25 protein-coding genes are annotated in these 23,650 nt (G+C 35.8%); 3 read left to right on the top strand and 22 right to left on the bottom strand.

Annotated features, from left to right (window positions below; genetic code table 11):
• Positions 1–26 precede the first annotated feature (26 nt).
• Positions 27–1,193 (top strand): MFS transporter, encoded by a 1,167-nt coding sequence (locus tag OPF91_RS16360; protein ID WP_264990004.1) that lies wholly within the window; start codon positions 27–29, stop codon positions 1,191–1,193.
• Between the two features lie 24 nt (positions 1,194–1,217).
• On the opposite strand, the gene OPF91_RS16365 is transcribed toward OPF91_RS16360, so the two are convergent.
• The 10 genes from OPF91_RS16365 to rpsF form a co-directional block, all read right to left on the bottom strand.
• Positions 1,218–2,507, bottom strand: a complete 1,290-nt coding sequence (locus OPF91_RS16365) for an adenylosuccinate synthase (protein WP_264990005.1) — start codon at positions 2,505–2,507, stop codon at positions 1,218–1,220.
• A 174-nt stretch (positions 2,508–2,681) separates the two neighbouring features.
• On the bottom strand, positions 2,682–4,043 hold the full coding sequence (dnaB, locus tag OPF91_RS16370) for a replicative DNA helicase (protein ID WP_264990006.1): 1,362 nt from the start codon (positions 4,041–4,043) through the stop codon (positions 2,682–2,684).
• A 13-nt stretch (positions 4,044–4,056) separates the two neighbouring features.
• The gene (gene rplI / locus OPF91_RS16375; RefSeq protein ID WP_264990007.1) at positions 4,057–4,503 is read right to left on the bottom strand and encodes a 50S ribosomal protein L9; all 447 of its coding nucleotides are present in this window, start codon (positions 4,501–4,503) and stop codon (positions 4,057–4,059) included.
• Positions 4,503–6,473 carry a DHH family phosphoesterase gene (locus OPF91_RS16380; protein ID WP_264990008.1) on the bottom strand — a complete coding sequence of 657 codons (1,971 nt, stop codon included), beginning with the start codon at positions 6,471–6,473 and terminating at the stop codon, positions 4,503–4,505. The genes rplI and OPF91_RS16380 overlap by 1 nt, the downstream gene beginning before the upstream one ends.
• A gap of 12 nt (positions 6,474–6,485) precedes the next feature.
• The gene (locus OPF91_RS16385; RefSeq protein WP_264990009.1) at positions 6,486–7,427 is read right to left on the bottom strand and encodes a YybS family protein; all 942 of its coding nucleotides are present in this window, start codon (positions 7,425–7,427) and stop codon (positions 6,486–6,488) included.
• 437 nt (positions 7,428–7,864) lie between these two features.
• A complete protein-coding gene (locus tag OPF91_RS16390) occupies positions 7,865–8,311 on the bottom strand; it encodes a hypothetical protein (RefSeq protein ID WP_264990010.1) in 447 nt (148 codons plus the stop codon).
• Between the two features lie 505 nt (positions 8,312–8,816).
• Positions 8,817–9,410 carry a VanZ family protein gene (locus OPF91_RS16395; RefSeq protein ID WP_264990011.1) on the bottom strand — a complete coding sequence of 198 codons (594 nt, stop codon included), beginning with the start codon at positions 9,408–9,410 and terminating at the stop codon, positions 8,817–8,819.
• A 613-nt stretch (positions 9,411–10,023) separates the two neighbouring features.
• The gene (gene rpsR, locus OPF91_RS16400) at positions 10,024–10,260 is read right to left on the bottom strand and encodes a 30S ribosomal protein S18 (protein ID WP_264990012.1); all 237 of its coding nucleotides are present in this window, start codon (positions 10,258–10,260) and stop codon (positions 10,024–10,026) included.
• A gap of 38 nt (positions 10,261–10,298) precedes the next feature.
• Positions 10,299–10,862 (bottom strand): single-stranded DNA-binding protein, encoded by a 564-nt coding sequence (ssb, locus tag OPF91_RS16405; RefSeq protein ID WP_264990013.1) that lies wholly within the window; start codon positions 10,860–10,862, stop codon positions 10,299–10,301.
• A 41-nt stretch (positions 10,863–10,903) separates the two neighbouring features.
• Positions 10,904–11,191, bottom strand: a complete 288-nt coding sequence (rpsF, locus tag OPF91_RS16410) for a 30S ribosomal protein S6 (protein ID WP_264990014.1) — start codon at positions 11,189–11,191, stop codon at positions 10,904–10,906.
• A gap of 408 nt (positions 11,192–11,599) precedes the next feature.
• Between rpsF and OPF91_RS16415 the strand changes: the two genes are divergently transcribed.
• Positions 11,600–12,172, top strand: coding sequence for a DUF3267 domain-containing protein (locus tag OPF91_RS16415; protein WP_264990015.1), 573 nt, complete (start codon positions 11,600–11,602; stop codon positions 12,170–12,172).
• A 56-nt stretch (positions 12,173–12,228) separates the two neighbouring features.
• Here the strand turns inward: OPF91_RS16415 and OPF91_RS16420 are convergent, their stop codons facing one another.
• From OPF91_RS16420 to OPF91_RS16470, 11 genes are all read right to left on the bottom strand, one after another.
• The gene (locus tag OPF91_RS16420; RefSeq protein ID WP_264990016.1) at positions 12,229–13,089 is read right to left on the bottom strand and encodes a Cof-type HAD-IIB family hydrolase; all 861 of its coding nucleotides are present in this window, start codon (positions 13,087–13,089) and stop codon (positions 12,229–12,231) included.
• Positions 13,090–13,233: 144 nt separating this feature from the next.
• Positions 13,234–13,893 carry an HAD family hydrolase gene (locus OPF91_RS16425; RefSeq protein ID WP_264990017.1) on the bottom strand — a complete coding sequence of 220 codons (660 nt, stop codon included), beginning with the start codon at positions 13,891–13,893 and terminating at the stop codon, positions 13,234–13,236.
• A gap of 10 nt (positions 13,894–13,903) precedes the next feature.
• Entirely contained in the window at positions 13,904–14,644 is a 741-nt protein-coding gene (locus tag OPF91_RS16430; protein ID WP_264990018.1) for a GntR family transcriptional regulator, read from the bottom strand.
• A 64-nt stretch (positions 14,645–14,708) separates the two neighbouring features.
• Positions 14,709–15,533 (bottom strand): PfkB family carbohydrate kinase, encoded by an 825-nt coding sequence (locus tag OPF91_RS16435; RefSeq protein WP_264990019.1) that lies wholly within the window; start codon positions 15,531–15,533, stop codon positions 14,709–14,711.
• 6 nt (positions 15,534–15,539) lie between these two features.
• Entirely contained in the window at positions 15,540–16,430 is an 891-nt protein-coding gene (locus OPF91_RS16440; RefSeq protein ID WP_373877067.1) for a carbohydrate ABC transporter permease, read from the bottom strand.
• Positions 16,423–17,307 (bottom strand): carbohydrate ABC transporter permease, encoded by an 885-nt coding sequence (locus OPF91_RS16445; RefSeq protein ID WP_264990021.1) that lies wholly within the window; start codon positions 17,305–17,307, stop codon positions 16,423–16,425. The genes OPF91_RS16440 and OPF91_RS16445 overlap by 8 nt, the downstream gene beginning before the upstream one ends.
• A gap of 65 nt (positions 17,308–17,372) precedes the next feature.
• Positions 17,373–18,662, bottom strand: a complete 1,290-nt coding sequence (locus tag OPF91_RS16450) for an ABC transporter substrate-binding protein (protein ID WP_264990022.1) — start codon at positions 18,660–18,662, stop codon at positions 17,373–17,375.
• A gap of 104 nt (positions 18,663–18,766) precedes the next feature.
• Positions 18,767–19,777, bottom strand: a complete 1,011-nt coding sequence (locus OPF91_RS16455) for an SIS domain-containing protein (protein ID WP_264990023.1) — start codon at positions 19,775–19,777, stop codon at positions 18,767–18,769.
• Between the two features lie 235 nt (positions 19,778–20,012).
• Positions 20,013–21,113, bottom strand: coding sequence for a redox-regulated ATPase YchF (gene ychF / locus OPF91_RS16460; RefSeq protein WP_264990024.1), 1,101 nt, complete (start codon positions 21,111–21,113; stop codon positions 20,013–20,015).
• Between the two features lie 85 nt (positions 21,114–21,198).
• A complete protein-coding gene (locus OPF91_RS16465; RefSeq protein ID WP_264990025.1) occupies positions 21,199–21,402 on the bottom strand; it encodes a DUF951 domain-containing protein in 204 nt (67 codons plus the stop codon).
• A 1-nt stretch (position 21,403) separates the two neighbouring features.
• On the bottom strand, positions 21,404–22,285 hold the full coding sequence (locus OPF91_RS16470; protein ID WP_264990026.1) for a mechanosensitive ion channel family protein: 882 nt from the start codon (positions 22,283–22,285) through the stop codon (positions 21,404–21,406).
• Positions 22,286–22,377: 92 nt separating this feature from the next.
• Between OPF91_RS16470 and yyaC the strand changes: the two genes are divergently transcribed.
• Positions 22,378–22,998: a spore protease YyaC gene (gene yyaC, locus OPF91_RS16475; RefSeq protein WP_264990027.1), complete on the top strand. Its 621-nt coding sequence runs from the start codon at positions 22,378–22,380 to the stop codon at positions 22,996–22,998.
• On the opposite strand, the gene OPF91_RS16480 is transcribed toward yyaC, so the two are convergent.
• A complete protein-coding gene (locus tag OPF91_RS16480) occupies positions 22,918–23,631 on the bottom strand; it encodes a DUF554 domain-containing protein (RefSeq protein ID WP_264990028.1) in 714 nt (237 codons plus the stop codon). The genes yyaC and OPF91_RS16480 overlap by 81 nt on opposite strands.
• Positions 23,632–23,650: the final 19 nt, after the last annotated feature.

Raw genomic sequence — 23,650 nt, forward strand, 5'->3', positions numbered from 1 at the left:
TTCCATGATAAAAGGAATGTTTCGACATGCAAAAAATAAACATTAAACAGACTTCTCTCGTTTCTGTTATTGTGATACTTTTTTGGCTTTCACAATATATTTATGTACCGCATCAAACACTTTATTTAAATGTTGTTCATGTTTCGAGTCAGTTCATTGGCATTATTATAGGTGCCTATGGTATTTCACAACTACTGCTCCGATTACCAATGGGAATAATGGCCGATTTGAGCAATAACCATAAATTATTTATTATATTAGGAACTTTATGTGCTAGCATGGCTTCACTTTTCCGAATTCTCTCTCCCAATGAAGTTGGTTTTTTAGTTGGTAATATTTTGTCGGGTGCAGCTAGCTCTACTTGGATTTCCTTTATGATTTTATATATGAGCTATTATTCAAGTGCAAAACAAATAGTTGCAACAAGCCAAATTATTTTAGCTAATAATATTGGGATATTACTAGGTTTTGTACTGAGCACTTTTTTATATGATTTGATGGGGATGCGTTGGCTTTGCGCTATAAGCCTTATAGCGGGATTGATTGGCTGTATTTTGTCATTCTTTATTCATTCCGTAGAGCGTAAACAGGAACCGAATATGACCATTTTGAATTTGCTGACCGTTTTTAAAAATAAGGAGTTGCTTATTTTTTCTCTATTGGCATTAATTCAGCAAGGTATTCAAATGGCATCTACTATGTCCTTTACAAATCAAATTCTTGAAAATCTTGGCGCAACTACTACGATTATTGGATTATCCTCTATTATTTATATGTTATCCGCAGTATTCTTTGCTAGAATGACCTCTACACATATGCTGGGCAAGATGTCGAAAAAAAATTGGATTTATAGCATTTTTATGTGTCTTAGTACATATTGTGTGCTTGTTTCTCATACATCTTCTATTACCGTGATTTGTTTCTTACAGCTCATTCCTGGAATAGCTACAGGTACTTTATTTTCTCTATTAACCTCTGAAGCTATGCGAACGATTGAGCCACAGAAAAAATCAACAGCAATGGGTCTATTTCAAGCCGTTTATGCTATTGGCATGACTGTTTTCCCTATTATCAGTGGCGTTTTGTATGAGCAAATTTCGATACAAGCAGCTTATTATTTCCTTGCCTGCTCTGGGCTTGTAGCGATTGGTCTTGCTTTTCTTTATTTTAAAATGAAACAAGCACAAACCTAAAATTCAAGGTTTGTGCTTGTTGTACTATGCTTCCCAAATATCAATTAATACATTCGTTTGCTCACGTGCTGGACCTACAGAGAATGTTGCAATTTGAATGCCTGTTAATTCGCTCACACGCTCTACATAGCGACGAGCATTTTCAGGTAGTTCTTCTAATGTACGGCATTCTGTAATGTCCTCTGCCCAGCCTGGTAGCTCCTCATAAATTGGCTCACATTGCTCAATGATATGAAGATTTGCTGGATATTCCGTAATCGTTTCACCCTTATAGTTATAGGCTGTACAAATTTTTACTGTTTCTAAGCCTGATAATACATCAATAGAATTCAATGAAAGATGTGTAATCCCACTTACACGACGAGAATGACGAACTACTACTGTGTCAAACCAACCAACACGGCGTGGACGACCAGTTGTTGTGCCATATTCACGACCAACTTCACGAATTTGTTGACCAATTTCATCAAATAATTCTGTTGGGAATGGACCGTCTCCTACACGTGATGTATAAGCTTTACATACACCAATAACACTTGATACACGTGATGGGCCAACTCCTGCACCAATCGCTACTCCACCTGCTACAGGGTTAGAAGAAGTAACGAAAGGATATGTTCCTTGGTCAACATCTAGTAAAACACCTTGCGCACCTTCGAATAGTACTTTTCCACCCTCATCCAATATATCATTTAAAATTTTTGATGTATCCGTTACATATTGGGCAATCTCTTGTCCATATGCATAGTATTCTTCAAAAATTTCTTCAAATGTAATACCTTCTACTTCATAAAATTTCTCAAATAATTTATTTTTCAGTGCGACATTATAACGTAACTTCTCTTCAAATACTTCTTTATCCAATAAATCAGCCATACGGATACCGATACGTGCTACTTTATCTTGATAGCAAGGGCCGATTCCTTTATTTGTTGTGCCAATTTTTTGGTCGCCACGGCTTGCCTCATCTGCGATATCTTGCTTAATATGATATGGCAAAATGACATGAGCACGATTCGAAATGCGAAGATTATCTGTATTAATGCCTCGCTCCTGTAAGCCTCTAAGCTCCGTTACTAATGATTTAGGATTAACCACTAATCCATTACCAATAACAGATGTTTTATCTTGATAGAAAATACCTGATGGGATTAAATGCAATTTGTATGTTTCACCATCAAATTTAATGGTATGCCCTGCATTGTCACCACCTGCAAAACGAGCGATAGCATCCGCCTTTTTTGACAGAAAATCTGTAATTTTCCCTTTACCTTCGTCTCCCCACTGCGTTCCTACAACTACTACTGATGTCATTCATCAGCACCTCCGTTAGATACAATATGCATCTCAATTTTCATGACTAAATTATTGTAACAGCGAAAAACCTACCTAGTCAACTAAAAACACGAACGTATATTATATTAAATAATTTAACGTTCGTGTTTTATAATGAATTTATATGAATATCATCTCAATTTGAAATGAATTTTAATCTCTAGGTGGCGGTGGTGGCATTTGCGACCAGTCCACATTAATGAATTTATTGAATTCCTTTTTAAAAGCCAATGTTACCGTACCTGTTGGACCATTACGTTGCTTAGCAATAATAATTTCAATCATATTTTTGCTTTCTGACTCTTTATCATAATAATCATCACGGTATAAGAAGGCAACAATATCGGCATCTTGCTCAATACTTCCTGATTCACGCAAATCACTCATCATTGGTCGTTTATCCTGACGTTGCTCTACACCACGAGATAACTGTGATAATGCAATAACAGGTACTTTTAATTCACGTGCTAAGCCCTTTAATGAACGGGAAATTTCAGAAACCTCTTGCTGACGATTCTCTCCTGGTTTACCGCTCCCTTGAATCAGCTGTAAATAATCGATTAAAATCATACCAAGCCCATGCTCCTGCGCTAGACGACGACATTTTGCTCGAATTTCATTAATACGAACACCAGGTGTATCATCAATAAATATACCCGAATTTGATAAACTACCCATCGCCATCGTTAGTTTACCCCAATCCTCTGTCGTTAAAGCACCTGTCCGTAAAACTTGTGCATCAATATTACCCTCTGCACAAAGCATACGCATAACAAGCTGCTCTGCGCCCATCTCTAGAGAAAAGATAGCCACGTTTTCCCTTGCTTGTACAGCAACACTCTGAGCCACATTCAACGCAAAGGCCGTTTTCCCTACAGAAGGACGTGCAGCTACAATAATTAAATCATTACGCTGGAAGCCTGCTGTAATATTGTCCAAATCGCGGAAGCCTGTTGGGATACCTGTTACATCACCTTTTTGTGACTGTAATCGTTCAATATTATCAAAGGTCTCTACTAAAACATCCTTTACATGTTTGAAGTCACCCGCATTTTTGCGATTAGCAACCTCCATCATTTTCTTTTCTGCTTCGCCAAGTAGAGCCTCTACTTCATCCTCACGTGTGTAGCCATCCTCCACAATTTTCGTCGCTACACGAATTAAACGGCGCAATAAAGCCTTCTCTTCTACGATTTTCGCATAATGTGCAACGTTAGCAGCCGTAGGAACAGCATTGGCGAGCTCTAATAAATACGATAGCCCGCCAACATCCTCAATTTCTTTTTTTGCTGATAATTCCTCTGTAACAGTTACGACATCAATAGCTTTTCCTTGGTCACTCAAGCGTAGCATCGTTTCAAAAATTTTCTTATGTGCAGTTTGATAAAAATCATCAACTAATAAGATTTCTGAAGCGGTAATTAGCGCCTGTGGTTCAAGGAAAATTGCACCGAGTACCGATTGCTCTGCTTCTCGGTTATGTGGTGGCACGCGTTCCATCATCGGTTCGCTCATGGGTTGTCGCTCCTTATTCTTCTGTTACATGTACTTTCAATGTTGCTGTTACGTCATGATGTAATTTCACAGGTACATTTGTAAAGCCTAAAGCACGAATACCATCAGGTAATGTCATTTTACGTTTGTCTAGCTTAATGCCATGTACCTTTTGTAAAGACTCTGCAATTTGTTTTGTCGATACAGAACCAAATAAACGTCCACCATCGCCTGATTTTGCTTTTAATGTCACTGTTAATGCTTCTACTTTTTCTTTCAATGCTTGTGCTTCTGCTAGCTCAGCTGCCGCATTTTTAGCTTCTAATTTCTTTTGTCCTTCTAATTGGCTCATTGCTTGTGCATTTGCCTCAGCAGCATAACCATTTTTAATTAAGAAATTTTGAGCATAGCCATCTGCTACATTTTTAATTTCTCCTTTTTTCCCTTTACCTTTAACATCTTTCAAAAATACAACTTTCATTATTCCGAACTCCCTTCAAGTACCTTATCAATGGCCTCTTTTAATTGTTTTTTCACTTGTTCAATAGAATGCTCATCAACTTGACAAGCTGCATTTGTTAAATGTCCACCACCGCCAAGCTTTTCCATTATTAACTGGACATTTACTTCACCTAGCGATCTAGCACTAATGCCAATTTTCCCATCAGCTCGACGTGCAATAACAAAAGACGCACTGACATCTTTCATGGTTAATAAAATATCGGCTGTTTGTGCAATAAGCACAGAGTCATATACGATGGATTCTTCGCCTACAGCAACGGCGATGCCTGGTTGTAAAAATTGTACAGTTTGCACGATTTTTGAACGTTGAATATATGTGTCTACATCTTCCTTTAATAAGCGTTGCACAAGGACCGTATCTGCTCCATTTGTGCGTAAATACGAAGCTGCTTCAAATGTCCTCGCACCTGTACGAAGCGTAAAGCTTTTCGTATCAACAACAATGCCTGCTAATAAGGCTGTCGCTTCCAACGTATTGATCTTTACCTTTTTTGGCTGATAATCGAGTAGCTCTGTAATAAGCTCTGCTGTCGATGAAGCATATGGCTCCATATAAACCAATGTCGGATTCGTAATAAAATCCTCACTACGACGATGATGGTCAATGACAACCACTTTATCTGCTTTATTTAGTAAGTCTATATCAATTACCAAATCAGGCTTATGGGTATCAACAATGACCAACAATGATTTTTCCGTCATTTTAGCTGTTGCTTCTTCTGGTGTAAGGAAATATTCGTAGAAATCAGATTTACTCTCGATTTCATTCATTAAACGTGTCACACTACCATTTAATTCATTGAAATTAACGATAATGTAACCACTGATATCATTCATCTGTGCCATTTTACGAACACCGATAGCAGCACCAATAGAGTCCATATCAGGATTGCGATGCCCCATCACAAACACTTTATCACTGTCTTGGATTAAATCTCGTAAAGCATGGGAAATCACTCGTGCTCTCACACGTGTACGCTTTTCCACAGGATTCGTTTTCCCACCATAAAACTTTAGCTTTCCTGTTGGCTGCTTGATAGCCACTTGATCTCCCCCACGACCTAATACAAGGTCTAAGCTCGATTGTGCTAATTCACCTAATTCCACTAAAGACGATGATCCTGCACCAACCCCTATACTAAAGGTTAACGAAAGATTTTTATGTGCTGTCTTTTCTCGCAGTGTATCCAAAATCGCAAATTTTTTCTTTTCAAGCTCGATTAAAATAGATTCATTCAATACAGCTAAAAATCGATCTGAGGATATTCTTTTCGCAAAAATCCCATGTTCCGCTGACCATTCATTAACAATCGATGTGACAAGCGAATTCGTTAAACTACGTGATTGGTCATCCATGGCTTGCGTAATTTCATCATAATTATCGATAAACAAAATCGCAATGACAGTTTGATCTGCAAAGTACTGCTTTTCAATCGCAATCTGCTCTGTAATATCAAAGAAGTACAATAAATGCTCCTCTTTTTTATAATAAACACGGTATTTACGTTCACGTAATGTCACCGTTGCCTCATGTGCTTCCTCTGTTTTCATTAATACATAAATGTCATCAGAAACATTCATAATGCTTTCACCTATTAAGTTATCCATCTTGAGCACACTGGTCATATATGGATTAGACCATTCAATTTCATAATGCTCATTGACAAGTAAAATTCCAATTGGCATTTCAAGTAATGCTTCTTCTCCAACCTTTTTCATCCGAAAAGAGAGAGATTCAATGTGTTTTTCTGTTTCCTTAAACGTTGTTTGCTCGACTTTCCAAGCATATAGCATTAACAAAGCAAAGCCTATACCATAACCAATCCCTAGTCCAATACTCCATGTACAGAGGATAATGAACGTCATAATACCGAAAATAGAAAGAATGAAAAGTGGGTAGCGAATTGGTCGTTTTCTAAAAATCCCCATTACATCAACCCCTTATTTTTTATGCTTTCCTTTCACTAATGAGCGTACATCAAAACCTAAGTCCACAATACCAAGTAAAATCATAAAGGATGATAGTGGTAAGACAAGCAATGTGGTAAGCCATTTTAAAGCATTTGGTATGCCTCGTTTAGCAAAAACATAATGGATAAAGGACACCCCTTGTAGGATTAACAGCATCCATAAAATGACGGAAATATTCAAGATAACCATATCCAAAGTTGAACCAGCTTCAGGACGTATGAATAAATTAATACATAAAATAATCATATAATACCATAAAATAGCTCTTGGTAAACGCATATCCTGAAATGGTGGGAATGTTGGCACTTCCAGCCTTAGCCTACGTAAAATAGGTAAATTTAAGCTAACAATCAGAAACGCAATGAAAAATGAACTGATTGTCACCGTTGACGGCACAGATAACTCCATCATTTGAATGGTTGCATCCATTTTCTCTTGGCTTACTTGCGCTTGCCCAAAGAGTTCTTCATTTTGTGCTATTGTTTGCTCATAATTTTTTTTAGCCTCATCTAAGCCTAATTCAATCATATTAATATCAGCTATACGCACATATAGCAAAAATATGACTGCCGTTGATAAAAGAACAGCAAGCCCTGTTGACATAAATATATGTAGCTTACTTTTCCCTGTACGAATCGTGTATCCCATAACAACGCCCACAACCGCAAAAATCATAGCGAATGGTAGCATTATAAAGCCACAGGTTAGCATCGTTAACATACAGCCTAATAGTGCTATAACGATGGAAAAAGATGATTTATATTTCGCACTGTACCAAGCAAATGGTAATGGTGTAAATAATACAACGAGGAGAAAAGCAAGCGGAATATATCTTGAGAGCATCATCATCATTGTAAAAATCACCAGCATGGCTGAACCATGTACAAGTGCCTTTGTTTGATTATTCGGCATTGAAAACCTTCCTTTTTTACTCAAACTTATTAACCACCATTGTACCATTTTTTTATGTGCTTGAACAAAAAACAACCATTTGAACTACTTTTTACGGCAAAAAAATAGCATATGCCAATACAAACATCGACATATGCTGGTTCTATAGATTTTACTCAATATCATTAATACTTTTTTAAGAAAATAACAGTTCTATTAAAGGTTAAAATCTAATTTATGCGACACTAACGAAAAATATTAATAATTAGAATGATCAAACCTGCTATACCAACGAATACTGCCATAAAACTATAATCTAAAGACATGAGGGTTCAAGCCGTTCAATGTTTTTGTTATTTCCACTGTCTACTTAACAGGGCGCAGTTCAGGATTAATACCTTTATTTATTATATTCCAAGGTGAAAGTTAAATATTTTCTTTTGTCATGTGTAGTTTTATTAGAAATTGTTAAATCCTTTAAGAACTTCTCCGTTTGTATATGTTATTTCAATATTATCTTCGTTTATTTCCGCATTTTCTGTTTTAGAAACAGTTTTAATAATATCTTCTACTATCTGTTCAATTACGACATCATCGATTTTAGATTCCTTCGGTACTGCTATGGAGCAAGTTATTTCGCGATTACCGTTAACGTTAGAAGAACCTAACATTATTACAACTGATTCCTTATCAACTGCTGCTTTTTCTGTAATTCGATATAATAATTCATCCATAACAACATTATTTAATATAGCTTCAGTTCCATTCGATTCTAATAAATCAGCTTCCTTCTCGTTTCCTTCTGATACCTCTGCTGGAACTTTAGCTTCTTTTTGCTCTTCATTACAACCAACTAAAATAATAGAACTAAAAATAACACCTGAAATAACAACCTTCTTAAACACTTCATAACACTCCCTCTTACAATTATTATTTCCTTCTCTAAGTCGGACGGTAATATTTCGCATATGTTTCTTAGTCTTTATATTTTGTTTTATTTAAAAGGTTAACTTCTCCTTTTTTTAGTCCATCTGAATATTAATTGGGATGGAACTTTCTTTTTCTCTTTTTAATATTGGAACCATACATTTTCTTATTAAAAAGCTTTATTAAATTATAATTTGATAGAATAAATATAAGAGGCTGTCCCAAAAGGGGTATTTGAGCCTAAATATAAAATGCCGAAACGTTGATTTTACAGCGTTTCGGCATTTTAAATTCAAGTGATTTTGTTATAAAAGAGACTTATTAGACAGCCCCTCAGTACATAGAAAAATTCAAGAATCGTTTGAATTGGAATACTTTATCTATTCAATAAGTTCTTAAAAATAAAGATTTATGCTATGCAGTATTTCTCTACTACATATAAGAGTTACTCCACAAATTTGCCCGATTGTCGAATAAATATGTTTATATTTTATTCAACAATTTTTGGTTGTTTAATTTATATGAGTGAATATAATTTACTGCATAATTTACTAAAATTATTCCTAAGATCCCACCCAAAACATTAAATAATAAATAGATAATATCCGTATTACCAAAGTTCCTTATAGTAAAACCAGACCACCCAAGTACAAGACGAGCGGCAGCTATCACTACACAACTTACAATAACAATAAAAACTGCTTTTTTGTTACTTTTTAAATTGAAAAGGAGTAATAAGAAAATCCCAAACGGCACAAATAAAATAACATTATAAAATAAAGCTGAATAACTCCAAATAGAAATATTAAAGTACATCATATCAAATATTCCAAACCAGTCATTCGTTGAAATAAAGCTTCTACTATGGTCTGCTGGATTTTGAGGAAGCGTAAATCCACCCAATTTAATTTGAACTAAGCTTATTACGTAAAAAATAGAACTATATAATATAACTCGTTTCTTAGCACTTTTTTCTACTTTTCTAAAATAATCAAGTAATACATCAATAAAAATATATACTAGTAAAATTAAGAATGCTAAGGGAACAATATTGTAAAGAACATATATTGAATGCATAATTAACATCTCCTATTATTTTTAACATTTTATGGTCAATATTCATTTTACTAATTTTCACATTATAAAACAAATCAAAATAAGAATAATCAAATTTACCCTTTGTTACCCCTACTTGTTCTCATTATATATAACGTGTATGTTTACACTTTTTATTCTGAATTACCAAATTGCAATTAAGTGAAATAAAGAGCATTCGTAATAAGTAGTGAATTGCCCATTATTTTTCTTGCTAAACAATTTGAATATTATCAAGGGCTAATTTTAAAAAAGATAGAAAAATTAAAGGGTTCCACATATTAGATAAATATTGTGCAGTAGAAGGAAGATAGTGAAATGCCACAGCACATTGTCTATGAATCGGTTCTTGTTCCATCAAAGATAAAGGGTAGCATTATTTAAACGGTGGTGAAGAGATTGAAAAACTGCAAAAAGAGCGTGATATGTGGAAGAGAGAAGCTAAATCATGGTAGTTACCTGATTAAGCATAATTTTTTCAAATATATAGTGAAATATAATTTTTAAATATTAGTTTCTACTACTTGTTACAAATAGCCAAAATAAAAAAGCACAACACAGGTTAACTAAACCTCGTTGTGCTCTTTTTATAATCTTATTTATCTTCTGCTACGAATGGAAGTAATCCCATGATACGAGATACTTTGATAGCTGAAGTTAATTTACGTTGGTACTTAGCGCTAGTGCCAGTTACGCGACGTGGTAAAATTTTACCGCGCTCAGAGATGAATTTTTTTAATAAATCTACATCTTTATAGTCGATATGCGTAATGCTGTTAGCAGTGAAATAGCAAACTTTACGGCGTTTGCGGCCTCCGCGACGTGGTGCCATAGTGTGTCTCCTCCTTATCGTTTTTTATGTGAGAAGTATTAGAACGGAAGATCGTCCTCAGATACTTCAATCGGTCCTTTGCTATTTGCAAATGGATCTTCATCTACACGTGTATAATTTGGCTGATTCATAGGTGGTTGATTTTGCTGATAAGAGTCGTTACCGTACGAACCCTGATTTGGCATTGGATTATTATACTGTGGTTGACCACCACCATATGCTGGTGCTTGATTATTGTAAGTTTGTCCACCATACTGTGGCGCTGGAGCACCACCTGTATTATTACGAGGCTCTAAAAACTGTACGCTATCAGCTACAACATCCGTTGTATATACTCTTTTACCATCTTGTCCTTCATAGCTACCTGTTTGGATACGACCTTCAACACCAACTAAACTTCCTTTACGCATGAAGTTCGCTAGGTTTTCAGCCTGTTTACGCCAAGCAACACAGCTAATGAAATCCGCTTCACGTTCACCTTGCTGGTTTGAGAATGTACGATTCACAGCAATTGTAAATCGAGTAGACGCAACACCATTTGGCGTATAGCGAAGCTCAGGGTCTTTTGTTAGTCTTCCAACTAATACGACACGATTTATCATCAGAATACAACCTCCTTTTTCAGCATTTTGTTAAAAATTAATTATGCTTCTTCACGTACTGCAATGTGACGAATGATATCTTCGCTGATGTTAGCAAGACGTGTGTATTCGTTGATTGCTTCTGAAGTAGCGTTTACTTTTACGATTTGGTAGTAACCTTCACGGAAGTCGTGAATTTCATAAGCTAAGCGGCGTTTGCCCCACTCTTTTGATTCGATGACTTCTGCACCGTTAGAAGTTAACATTTCGTTGAAACGTTCAACTAAAGCTTTCTTCGCTTCGTCTTCAATGTTTGGACGTACGATGTACATTAATTCGTATTTTCTCATCTGTTTACACCTCCTTATGGACTTAGGCTCTCCTATTATTTAGGGAGCAAGGAGCAAGTAATATTTATTACTCACATCGATAAATTGTAGCATACGTCTCTCTATATTTCAAGTAGTAAATATAAATGGGATTCGTTATACTGACAATAATCTGTTATCATTATAACACAAAAGAACGTATGTGCGCAAAATAAATAATTAAAATTTAAGGTCAACACCAAAATCTGTACTTGCAATTTTGATAGACTACATATGGAGTAGAGAGTGGCGACTCCAGCAGGAACATCACGAGCTGAAAATCCATTTATTTCGGTGTTAGTCGAAATAAATTAGTTGAAGCCGTGCCTGCAGAAAGCGTCCACTCGTAACGGAATATATAGTCAAGAGCCAAAATTTAAGGAGCGTTTTATGTTAAAGGAACAACAACCTATTATCATTGAGTTAAACCTAAAAAAAATGATGCGAGATAACATGATAGCGACCATTTTACTTTCCGTATTATTCGTTGCTATCCAATATCTTTACCTGAAAGATTTTACTTTTTCGATTTGGTCAGCCATCAGTGGCATTCTATTATTTATTGTGCTCAATATTATATTAATTATTTTACATGAAGCTTTTCATCTCATTGGCTTTATGGTTTTTGGCAAAGCATCCCTGCAATCATTGAGCTACGGTGTTGATGTCAAAGCTGGAATTGCCTATGCCACGACTGAACAGCCATTGCCTAATTATGCTATGCGAAAGGCATTATTACTGCCATTTTGGGCAACAGGTGTACTTCCAGTAATAGTCGGCTTCTATTTCAATAGTACGGCGACAGTGTTAGCGGGCGCTTGTTTAATGGCTGGAGCAGTTGGTGATTTTGCCATGTACAAGGAGCTACGTAAGCATCCTAAACATGCCATCATTAAGGATGATCCAAAGCTGCCAAAGTTATATGTCTATGCAACTTTGGATAACAATCAAGAGAATGTCTAAAACATAAATATGGCTTATTATCACCAAACATTAAGGTGACAATAAGCCATTCACAATTATTTAACATCTAGAATATATTTTTCAATAGCGTGTGCGACTCCGTTTTCATCATTTGATAATGTCACTATATTACTATATTTTTTAACTTCCTCTTCAGCATTGTCCATCGCAATGGCTAAGCCTGCCATTTGGAACATTGGAATATCATTTTTTTCATCCCCTAAAGCAACTGTATCTTCTAGTGGAATGCCAAAATGCTCTGCCATTCGTCGCAAACCATTACCCTTATGTCCATCTATATGTGTAACCTCAATATTAAAAGGTGATGAAGAAGCAATTTGTAGCTGTTCAATTTGTGCAAAAGCTCGCTCCAGCCTCTCCTTCTGCTCTGGATCTAACGCCACATTAGATGCTTTTAAAATAGTAAAGTCATCATCTTGAATTATATTTGCTAATTGATCTGTTAATGTATGCCCGTATACAGTAGGGTGTGTTGTAAACATTTTATAATGCGAATTTTCAAAATAATGTTGTGGAATGCGTCCTGATGACAACATGTTATCTAATCGTTCCCCCCAATTGCTAGGAGCAAAACTTCCTTTATGCGTTGTAAAATTAAAGGGAACACCTTCCTCCTCCAACGCTTGATGGATTCGTTGTGCCTGCAAGCGAGTTAATGATGTCATCTCAATTAACTGTCCGTCCACATATAAAATTGTGCCATTACTTGCGCCAATAGGACATTGTAAGTCGTATTTCTCAAGCTCTGCACGAATTGATTTTACTGTACGTCCAGATAACACCATCACAATGTGTCCAGCCTGCTGTGCCTTTCTTATCGCTTGCACTGTTTCCTCAGTTATTTCTTTTTGTGAATTCAATGTTGTACCATCTAAATCAAGCGCAATTAACTTCATCCAATCTCTTCCCTTCTAAATCCTAGAAACCTATTATATTTCTATATTAACGCACTACTTCTGCAATAGCCAATCGTCCTTCCAACAGCTTCTTTAATAAAAGTAAAGTAGCCAACTGACATTTTTGTCCATCGGCTACTCAATCTATTTATTAGTGACTTGCTGAATGATAGCATGTAAAGGCATATCTGTCATGGACTTTAGTTGACCATCCATCCCAGTAAATGTCATATGTGAGGTAAGGAAATTTGGCACAACAACACAAAGAAGCCCTGCCGCTTTAGCTGCCTGTAAGCCATTGACGGAATCCTCAAATGCTAAGCAATCGGTTGGTTCAAGTCCTAAACCTGCACTCGCCTGTAAATAAAGGTCTGGAGCAGGTTTAACTTGTACCACATCATCTGCTGTTTTTATACAATCAAAGAAATGGAGTAGCCCTAAATTTTCAAGATGCCCATGCACCCACTGTCTATCCGAAGAGGAAGCTAGCCCAACTTTTAATCCTAACACTTTGGCCTCCTGTAAATAATCACTTACACCAGCTCTAGCCACCAGTGATTTCAGCCCTGTATGCAATCTGTGTGTAAATTCATTTCTTAAAGTTTCCTCATGTAACGTCGCTTCACTATGCTCTATTAAGTAATGAATCAACGAAAAATTTGATTTTGTTCCAATACAGGATAACCATTGTGTAAATGGTAGCTCTACTTGATGTTGCTCAAAAAGCTGTTTATACAACTCATATTGATAGGTTTCTGTATCTAAAATCAATCCATCGAAATCAAAGATGATTCCTTTTATCATATCGGTCTCCTTAATCTGTATATTCTGCCTCGATATAAAATTTGACTCTTGATGCAGTTAAATAATAGTTGGAATAATGCACTGGTTCATTTTGATCATTATATATAACTTTTTTCACTCTTACGACTGGTGAAATTTTATTGATTTCCAAATGTTCACAAATCTCTAATGTAGGTAAAGTATATTCAATCTCTTTTTTTACCTTGGCAAATTTCACATGATACTCTGTTTTCATGACGCGAAATGTAGATGTTTGATCGTCAATTTTTCCCTCTATGTTTGGATAAAGTTCGGTTGGTAAATAGGCATAATCTAGACTTAAATAACCATCACCATCATACACTTTACGGACTAATTCAATAAATTCGGAATATCGTCCAGCAAAATGTTTCACCCCAATTTCTGGATTATCTACTCTTTTTTTTGAGATAATGGTTTTTTGTATATTTCGTTCCTCTGCCGATAAGCCTTCTGTAAAGCCTTTTAAATTCAATAAATGTAACTGTGTCTTACTTGCCTTCACAAAGGTTCCTTTCCCTCGAACTACTTCAAGAACACCCTCAGCGATTAATTCTTTAATAGCTCTTCGAATCGTTATTCGGCTCACATCCAAAATATCACACAGCTCTGCTTCATTTGGAATACGAGCTCCAGCATGAAGATTTTGTTTTTTAATTAATTCACGAATATGAGCCATTACCTCTTCATATAAAAATGTTGGACTACCTTTTGTGTCTGATAATTTATTCATACGATCTCTCCTTGTATGTCCCTTACTACCTTATTTTACATAAATAAAAGGAGAGTGCCTAATATTATAATTTTAGTAATTTCGGATAACCAAAACCGCCTTCGATTTGGCATGTTTTTTCAGCAGATAATGTCCCATCTACTATGGCTTGCTCTATGGGTTGACCACTTAGATGACTAACTAAAAAGCCTGCAATTAAGCTATCTCCAGCACCCATTGTATCTACTACTTGGATAGGACGTAATACTTGCTCATACACTTTACCATCATGAATAAATAACGCTGGTCGATCACCTCTTGTGACGCCAACTACTTTAATAGACAATGCTTTCAACGCTTCAATAAATTCATCAAGCTCTGCTGGAGATAAATCTGCTGCTGAGAAAAAGGCATATGTCAAATATGGTGCAAGCTCTTTTACATAAGCTAACTCTGTTCTACTCGAAAAATCATACGCAATCGGTATTACTTTCGATAATTTTGGTAATTCACTTTCCATTGACGAATAGACACTTACATGACAAACATCGAAATCTTTAATAAAATTCAATTCTTCAATGGTTACATTAATTTTAAAGCGATGCTGTACGGTATCTTTTGGACCACCAACAAATATGCGATCCCCCTGCTCCGTAATTGAAACTTGTGGTTGACCCGATTTACCAATGGCATAGCGAGATTTTGCATAATCCACCTTTTCTTCCGCAAGTGCATATTGAATATGCTCCGCTTTATCATCGTTCCCAAAAATACCGATATAAGAAACCTCTTCAGCACCTGCTCTTTTCGCATTCACAGCTACATTGACACAGTTTCCTCCTGGAAAATATAGTTCTTTATCTAAATAGCAATCTACTACATTGTCCCCGACTGCAATTAGCTTCACCATTTTATCTTATCCTTTCACTGAGCCGTCTGATAATCCACGGACTAAATATTTTTGTAATACTACTAGTAAAATGATCATTGGAATTGTCGCAATTACCATACCTGCAAGTAAAACTCCCCAATCTGTGCGCAATGCATCTCTAAAGCCCATTAAACCTGCTGGAATTGTTTTTAAGTCTGTTGAATCAATAAACACCGTTGCAAACATAAATTCATTCCAAGCGAAGTATGCTGTCAACACAACGGATGTAATTAAGATTGGGATAGACAATGGTAAATAAATACGGAAGTAGACACCAAATTCACTACAACCATCAATAATGGCTGATTCCTCAAGCTCTTTTGGAATACTTAAGAAAAATGCCCGAATTAAGATGATGGTTAATGGTAGTCGAAAGGCCACATATGGCAAAATCAATGCCCAATGTGTATTAATTAAATTACTCCATGATAAAATCTCAAATAATGGAATAAGCGCTACTTGTGGATTCATCATCAATCCACCAATTGTGAAAAGCAGTGCTACATCAATCCAGCGTGTTTTATAACGAGAAAGAACAAAAGCAGCCATTGAACCAATAAGGACTACCAGTAAAATCGTTATAATCGTCACAAAGGCACTGTTCACAAAATAGCTCGAAATCCCTTTTGACCATGCAGTTGTGTAATTTTCAAAATGCCAGACACTCGGCAAGCTCCAAACTTGATTATAAATTTCATCATAGCTTTTAAACGAGGATACAAACATCCAATAGAGTGGATATAAAATAATGACCGCAAAAATCAGTAAGCCTAAATAAATAATGCCTCCAGATAATGCTGTTTTAGGCTTAAATTTTGAGCCTTTTGGTGAAGTCGTAACATGTTCTTTAGAATTCGTCAGCGTCACGCTAATCATCCTTTCCTGTACCAGAAACGCGTATTTGAACAATTGCAAAGATAGCTGATAGTAAGAAAATTAATGTGGCTACAGCGGATGCATAGCCCATATTATCTTTCAAAAAGCCTAATTGATACATATGAACTGCAAGCGCCATAGAGCTTACACCAGGACCACCATTTGTTAAAATATAAGGTTCATTAAATACTAATATTGAACCTGTTACGGTAATCAATACATTGACAAACATTGTTTCTTTCACTTGTGGAATTGTAATACTAAAGAATTTGCGAATTTTACCCGCCCCATCAATTTCCGCAGCTTCATATAATTCATGTGGTATTTTTTGAATTGCTACAATAAATAACATTGTAATAAATCCTATACTTTGCCATTGAGACATAGCAATAACGGCATAAATAGCTGTTCCTGCATTACCAAGCCATGGTTTTGCAAATTGCTCTAAGCCTACTAACTCTAAAAAGCTATTTAATAATCCCATCTGCGGATTATAAATAAAGCTGAAAAGTAGAGCGATGACAGAAATAGAAATCATTACCGGCATAAAATAGATAACACGTAAAGCGGGAGCAAATTTTCTCAATAAACGATCTTCCAAAATAGCAGCTAATACTAATGCGAAAAATACTTGGCAAACAACCGAAATAACTGCATATTTAATGTTATTTATTAAAGCAATGACTACCACTTTATCATCAAATAGCTCTTTGAAATGTGTTAATCCTACAAATTCCTTCGTTTGTGAAAATACACTAAAATTAAAGAAACTATTATAAAAATTCTGAAAAAGTGGTATGTAAACAAAAATGCCTAAAAAAAGCAAGCTAGGAAGTAACAATAATATTGGCACTATTTTAATTCGTTTTATACTCATTTTAACAACCTACCTTCTTTCATATTCAGGCTTAGGCATTGCTTCCCAAGCCTGAATTCAGAAATTTAATGGAGCTTCTTTGCAGCTTGTTGTACATCCTCTAAAACTTCTTCTGGCGTTTTCACACCTGTTGCAATATCCTGACCGCCACGCATGAAGACGTCTGCAACACTAATATCCACTGCATTATCAAACCATGGAGCTGTAGCTGATGCATTTAAAATAATATCATATGCTTCAAGGCTTGTTGGATTGGAATTTTCTGCTGTTATACCACCTTTAATCGCATTCAGTTGACCATCTGTTTTCGTAAATTCTTGCGCTGTCTCAGCAGATGTTAAGAACTTTAAGAACTCAACTGCTTCAGGTGAAGCATTTTTGCTCAGCATCCAGCCCTCTGGAGCACCTGTTAATGCTTTTTGATCTCCTTTACCTCCTGCTACCTCTGGGAAATTAAAGAAACCAAAATCAAATTTTGCACCATCTAGAACCATTTTTACTTCAGCAAACTGCATGTATAGAACAGGAACTTCTCCAGCAATAAACATATTACGTGCGGCTTCATGATCTATAGCAGTCGAAACATCTCCCATATAGCTTGTTAACTGTTTCCACATTTCTAAGCCTTTCACGTAGCCTGCATCCGTAAATTCACCAGTAGTCGCTACATAATCCTTCTCTAGCACTGTTGGATCAACAACTCGTTGGAATATTGTACCTAAATAATGAGAAATAGCCCAAGTATTTGTAAGCCCTTCCACAAGAGGCGTTTCATAGCCCGCTTTCTGTAAAGTATCTAACGCCTTGATGAATTCATCATACGTTTGTGGAATAGCCACATTATTTTCCTCAAAAATTTGTTTATTGTAGAAAAATGCCTTGCCATCCACTGTAAATGGAACGCCATATGTCACCCCATCAAAAGTAAACCCACCATATTGAGATTCCAAAACATTTCCAGACCACTCTTTATCTTCAGCGATAATATTATTCAAATCCATAATACGACCTGAACTTACTAAATTTTCTGCGAAAGAATCTGACCATGATGTAAAGACATCTGGTAATGCATCATTTGACACTAATACACGAATTTTTTCTTTATAAGAATCGTTTAACACTGAATCAACATTAATTTTTACATTTGGATGTGCCGCTTCAAATTCTTTTACTTTTTCATCATAAAACGATTTTCTAGGTTCATTTGGCCAACGATGGAAGAAGTTAATTTCTACTACGTCCTCTCCATCCTTGCTTTTGCTAGAAGATTCTTTATCGTCTTCTTTATTGCCACAAGCAACTAACACTAAGCTAAGCATTGCTACACTAAACAATAAAACAAACCATTTTTTCATTCTATTGCCCTCCTCTTGAGCTCTAATCTCTGACTGTACTTACACTAACTGGGCGCTTTATCGAAAACGCCCAGCTTCTTGAATATTTTCTATTAACTAAAATATTAATATTCCATTTTCCACATATAACGACGTACTGATAATGGATGACCTGTATGCTCTGCTAAGCCATCTGCGTATACACGTAACACTGGACTAGCTAAAATTGAACCAAAGTATTCACGTAGGTCTTCATCTGTCTGACCGTAATTAAATTCAGCCACATCAACAACTTCCACTTTGTCACTAAATTTCGCTACAAAGTCTAATGCACGTTGGTCAAGCGGGCGACTTGCTCCTTCTCCCATTACCATTAAGAATGGTACATCATAATCTGTTACTTCAAATGGACCGTGGAAGTATTCTCCTGAATGAATTGCATTTGAATGAATCCATAACATTTCCATTAATAAACAGCTTGTAAATGAATAAGCATGTGCATAATATGGACCACTAGCCATTGTATAAATTAATTTCTCACGTTTGTACTTTTTACCAAAAGCGTCACCTTTAGCTGTGTATTCATTGACGTTGATGTCAATTAAGCTTTGCAGTCCTTGTAATTGATTAACAAAGCGTTCATATTTTTCATTTGGCTCTAATTGATTTAATAGCTTGAAGATAAATGTATAATACATTCCTGCTTCTCCATCAATCGCATCGGAGCCATCCTTGTAATTATAGTGAATAACATAGTCTGCTGCTGCACACAATGGAGATTCCTCATCCATTGAAATAGCGACTGTTAATGCGCCTTTTTCTTTTGCAAATTTAACTGCTTCTACCGTCTCAGGTGTTGTACCTGAATGTGAGCGAAGAATAACAATACTGTTTTCTCCTAATGTTTTAGGAGAGCGGTGGATAAATTCATTCGATGTGTATGTAGCAGATGGAACGGCTACCTCACGTGATACAAAATAGTCACCCGAAGATAGAGAAGCCATTGAACCACCACAGGCAACGAAGAAAATTGACTGTACATCCTTTTTAGCAATGGCATTTAATGCATTATCAATTTGCTCTGCGTGTTCCTTTTTCATACTAGTTAATTTGATTTCTTGATTAGTTTGAACCAAAATAAACACCTCCGAATTTTTTATAACGTCATATAACGTTATATTACGTGTTATGATATCTCTATTTTTCTGAAAAGTCAATATATTATTAATTTTCTATTTCTAATGATCTAAACCTTGATATACCTGCCTCCACATAACTTTTGTCACCCCTAATACAAAAAAATTTTTGAAAAAATCATAAAAAAAGATGGCAGAGAAGTATGCTAAAACTTCTCTACCATCTTTTTAATTGTTATACATTAAAGCGGAATAACATAATATCGCCATCTTGGACGATATACTCCTTACCTTCAAGACGAACCTTACCAGCCTCTTTAGCAGCTGCCTGTGAACCTGCTTCTACCAAATCATTGAAAGCTACTGTTTCTGCACGAATAAAGCCTCTTTCAAAGTCTGTATGGATAATACCCGCACATTGTGGAGCCTTCATCCCTTTACGGAATGTCCAAGCACGCACTTCTTGTACACCTGCTGTGAAGTATGTTGCTAATCCTAATAAATCGTATGACTTACGAATCAATTGATCTAAACCTGATTCTTTAATACCTAACTCTTCTAGGAACATAGCTTTTTCTTCATCATCCAACTCAGAAATCTCTTCTTCGATTTTTGCACAAATTGTAATGACTTGTGCACCTTCAGCAGCTGCATATTCACGTACTTTTTGTACATATTCATTGTTATCTGCATCAGCTACTTCATCTTCAGAGACATTTGCTACGTACAGCATTGGTTTAATTGTTAATAAATGTAGACCTTTAATAACCTTTAGCTCATCCTCTGATAACTCTGCTGCACGTGCAGGACGGCCATTCTCTAGTTGTTCTTTCACCTTGACTAAAATCGGCTCTTCAATCATGGCCTCTTTATCTTTTTGCTTAGCCATTTTCCCTACTCGTTGTAATCGCTTATCAACAGACTCTAAATCAGCTAAAGCCAATTCTAAGTTAATTACTTCAATATCATCAATTGGGTTTACTGTTCCTGAAACGTGTGTAATATTTTCGTCCACAAAGCAACGTACCACTTGGCAAATGGCATCTACTTCACGAATGTGTGCAAGGAATTTATTTCCTAACCCTTCTCCCTTAGATGCACCTTTTACAATCCCAGCGATATCTGTAAATTCAAATGCAGTTGGCACTGTTTTTTTAGGTACAACTAATTCTGTTAATTTTTCTAAGCGTGCATCTGGTACTTCTACAATTCCAACGTTCGGATCAATTGTTGCGAATGGGTAGTTTGCAGCTAATGCACCTGCCTTTGTAATTGCGTTAAATAATGTCGATTTACCAACATTCGGTAATCCTACAATTCCAGCTGTTAATGCCATGAATGGACACAACCTTTCTTCTAATCAGTTCCTATTTTTACTCTTTTATAACCTTATCTATTATATTGATTCACTAGTAAAAAGTCTAATTACTCTCATTTACCGAGATTAACACCTTTTTCATTTTCTTTTCAAATTCTCTTCGTGGAATCATGACACTATGCTGACATCCCTCGCATTTAATACGGACATCTGCGCCCATACGAATAATTTTCCACTTATTTGTGCCACAGGGATGCTGCTTTTTCATTTCAACAATATCATTTAAAGCAAATTTTTTGGGTTCCATCTTATTCATTGCCTCCTTCTATTTTTTCATTAGTGCCATATAACAGCATTTTTGGATAAGCCATTGGAATATTATTTTGTTCAAAGAGCTTTGTAATATCACGGCGAATGGTACGTGCTATGCCATATTGTTGTTGCGGTAATGTTTCAGCCACTATACGAATTGTCACTTCCGCACCCTTTACATTTTGTACACCTAGAAAAACAGGTGTCTTCACAAGCTCCTTATATAACGTAGGTAATGTTGATAAATACTGATTAATCAATGTTTCCACTACTTCAAAATCAACATCAGCCATCATCGGCAGATCGATCAAAATTTTAGAGTTATTAATCGAATAGTTAACCACTTCTCCAATCGACCCATTTGGAATAATAAATTGCTCTCCAGTTGCTCCATTAATTTTAGTTGTGCGTAAGCCAATTTCAACTACGGTTCCTTCAGCGGCATTAATTTTAATATAATCACCTACACCGAATTGGTCTTCAAAGATAATAAAAAAGCCTGTAATAACATCCTTCACTAAGCTTTGTGCACCAAAACCAATTGCTAAACCAGCAATCCCTGCCCCTGCTAATAGCCCTGTTACCTTAATATTTAAAGCAGATAGAATCGCAATAATCGCAGAAAAATAAACAATATAAGAAATCATATTTTGCAAAAGTTTTTCAATTGTTTTTTGACGACGCTCAGAATGATTTAACGGTGTGCGCATTCGTAAAAGAAACACTTTTTTGATGACTATTTTTCCTATTTTTACACTGAGCCAAGACAAAATTAAAATCAATATAATCTCAATGGAAGTATTGATTACTTTTTCCCAAAATGCTTCTGTTGAGAGCTTATCTAGATAGTTCTCTATAATTTTTTTATTTAATCCCATCATAACCACCTTTTGAATAACTTGTTAAAAAAATGCGTATACTGCATAAAAATCGAACACTTTTTACAAATAACTAGGAAAGTGAGTTTTTTATGAATACTATACTGCCTTATTCTCTCCATTATGAAAGTCAAAATGCCGTTTGGCAATTAAGTTCATTGTTTTTAGAGCATATTCCATTTCATCATGAGCGCCTTGTATTTTGCTGTATTGGTAGTGATCGTTGTACAGGTGACACACTTGGCCCATTAACGGGTAGCTTTTTAAAAAGAGCTGTCCGTTTCCCGTATGAGATTATTGGTTCATTGGAAGAGCCTTTACATGCCCTTAATCTCAATGATACCGTACAAAAACTACACAACGACACGATTAAGCCTTTTATTATTGCCATTGATGCTTGCCTTGGAAGTGAACATAATATCGGTCATATCGCTGTACAAGATGGTCCCATCCTTCCTGGAAAAGCTGTAAAAAAACAATTACCTCCAATCGGTGACATTTCAGTGAAGGGAATTGTCAATATTGGAGGATTTATGGAAATGTTAGTACTACAAAACACAAGGCTTCATATTTCTTATGCAATGGCAGAAAAATTATCACGTGCACTCATACTAGCGATTCATCGTTACACATTAAAAAATGTAGAAAAAGGTAACCATCACACCGACAATAACGATTCCAGGCAACAAGTTAGCAGCTTTGATTTTCGTTAATCCTGCAATGTTTAAGCCGATTGCTAAAATCATTACACCCCCTACAGCCGTCATTTCTGTAATAAACATTTGTAATGCTGCATCAGGAATAAAAGCACTAATCACACCTGAAAAAAGAGCTATTGCCCCTTGATAAATAAATACAGGAATTGCAGATAATAAAACACCAATTCCTAACGTAGAGGCTAATATAATGGCTGTAAATCCGTCAATTAAGCCTTTCGTTATTAATACATTATGATCATTACGTAAACCACTATCTAATGCACCAATAATCGCCATTGAACCTACAACGAAAATAAGAGATGCTGTAACAAAACCCTCTGCTATACTAATTTGATTATTATCTGTACGCTTTTTCTTAAATAATGTCTCAATCCATTTGCCAAGCCGATTCAGTTGCTTATCTAAATCCAACCATTCACCAATAACCGTACCTACAACCAAACTCACAACTAAAATAATAAAATTATCACTCTCAAAGCCCATTTTTATACCTAACAGTGCAACAGATAACCCTATAATAGATAGGACTGTTGCTTTCATAGATTCAGGTATATTTTTAAAAATACGTCCCACTAATGCTCCTGCAACGATGAGAACTGCGTTAATGAGTGTTCCTAATAGTACCAATTAATTTCCTTCTTCCCCC

Origin of the sequence: Lysinibacillus piscis (genome assembly GCF_026012395.1) — a bacterium.
In the GTDB taxonomy this organism is placed as follows: Bacteria; Bacillota; Bacilli; order Bacillales_A; family Planococcaceae; genus Lysinibacillus; species Lysinibacillus piscis.

What these genes read in the sequence shown, in the direction of transcription:
- yyaC (WP_264990027.1), top strand. Translation starts at nt 22,378, where the DNA reads ATGAATACTATACTGCCTTATTCTCTCCATTATGAAAGTCAAAATGCC.
- ychF (WP_264990024.1), bottom strand. Translation starts at nt 21,113, where the DNA reads ATGGCATTAACAGCTGGAATTGTAGGATTACCGAATGTTGGTAAATCG.
- rpsF (WP_264990014.1), bottom strand. Translation starts at nt 11,191, where the DNA reads ATGAGAAAATACGAATTAATGTACATCGTACGTCCAAACATTGAAGAC.
- OPF91_RS16380 (WP_264990008.1), bottom strand. Translation starts at nt 6,473, where the DNA reads ATGGGGATTTTTAGAAAACGACCAATTCGCTACCCACTTTTCATTCTT.
- OPF91_RS16385 (WP_264990009.1), bottom strand. Translation starts at nt 7,427, where the DNA reads ATGCCGAATAATCAAACAAAGGCACTTGTACATGGTTCAGCCATGCTG.
- OPF91_RS16450 (WP_264990022.1), bottom strand. Translation starts at nt 18,662, where the DNA reads ATGAAAAAATGGTTTGTTTTATTGTTTAGTGTAGCAATGCTTAGCTTA.
- rpsR (WP_264990012.1), bottom strand. Translation starts at nt 10,260, where the DNA reads ATGGCACCACGTCGCGGAGGCCGCAAACGCCGTAAAGTTTGCTATTTC.
- OPF91_RS16435 (WP_264990019.1), bottom strand. Translation starts at nt 15,533, where the DNA reads ATGGTGAAGCTAATTGCAGTCGGGGACAATGTAGTAGATTGCTATTTA.
- rplI (WP_264990007.1), bottom strand. Translation starts at nt 4,503, where the DNA reads ATGAAAGTTGTATTTTTGAAAGATGTTAAAGGTAAAGGGAAAAAAGGA.
- OPF91_RS16360 (WP_264990004.1), top strand. Translation starts at nt 27, where the DNA reads ATGCAAAAAATAAACATTAAACAGACTTCTCTCGTTTCTGTTATTGTG.
- OPF91_RS16420 (WP_264990016.1), bottom strand. Translation starts at nt 13,089, where the DNA reads ATGAAGTTAATTGCGCTTGATTTAGATGGTACAACATTGAATTCACAA.
- OPF91_RS16415 (WP_264990015.1), top strand. Translation starts at nt 11,600, where the DNA reads ATGTTAAAGGAACAACAACCTATTATCATTGAGTTAAACCTAAAAAAA.
- OPF91_RS16430 (WP_264990018.1), bottom strand. Translation starts at nt 14,644, where the DNA reads ATGAATAAATTATCAGACACAAAAGGTAGTCCAACATTTTTATATGAA.
- OPF91_RS16440 (WP_373877067.1), bottom strand. Translation starts at nt 16,430, where the DNA reads ATGATTAGCGTGACGCTGACGAATTCTAAAGAACATGTTACGACTTCA.
- OPF91_RS16445 (WP_264990021.1), bottom strand. Translation starts at nt 17,307, where the DNA reads ATGAGTATAAAACGAATTAAAATAGTGCCAATATTATTGTTACTTCCT.
- OPF91_RS16365 (WP_264990005.1), bottom strand. Translation starts at nt 2,507, where the DNA reads ATGACATCAGTAGTAGTTGTAGGAACGCAGTGGGGAGACGAAGGTAAA.
- OPF91_RS16470 (WP_264990026.1), bottom strand. Translation starts at nt 22,285, where the DNA reads ATGGGATTAAATAAAAAAATTATAGAGAACTATCTAGATAAGCTCTCA.
- ssb (WP_264990013.1), bottom strand. Translation starts at nt 10,862, where the DNA reads ATGATAAATCGTGTCGTATTAGTTGGAAGACTAACAAAAGACCCTGAG.
- OPF91_RS16465 (WP_264990025.1), bottom strand. Translation starts at nt 21,402, where the DNA reads ATGGAACCCAAAAAATTTGCTTTAAATGATATTGTTGAAATGAAAAAG.
- OPF91_RS16395 (WP_264990011.1), bottom strand. Translation starts at nt 9,410, where the DNA reads ATGCATTCAATATATGTTCTTTACAATATTGTTCCCTTAGCATTCTTA.
- dnaB (WP_264990006.1), bottom strand. Translation starts at nt 4,043, where the DNA reads ATGAGCGAACCGATGATGGAACGCGTGCCACCACATAACCGAGAAGCA.
- OPF91_RS16425 (WP_264990017.1), bottom strand. Translation starts at nt 13,893, where the DNA reads ATGATAAAAGGAATCATCTTTGATTTCGATGGATTGATTTTAGATACA.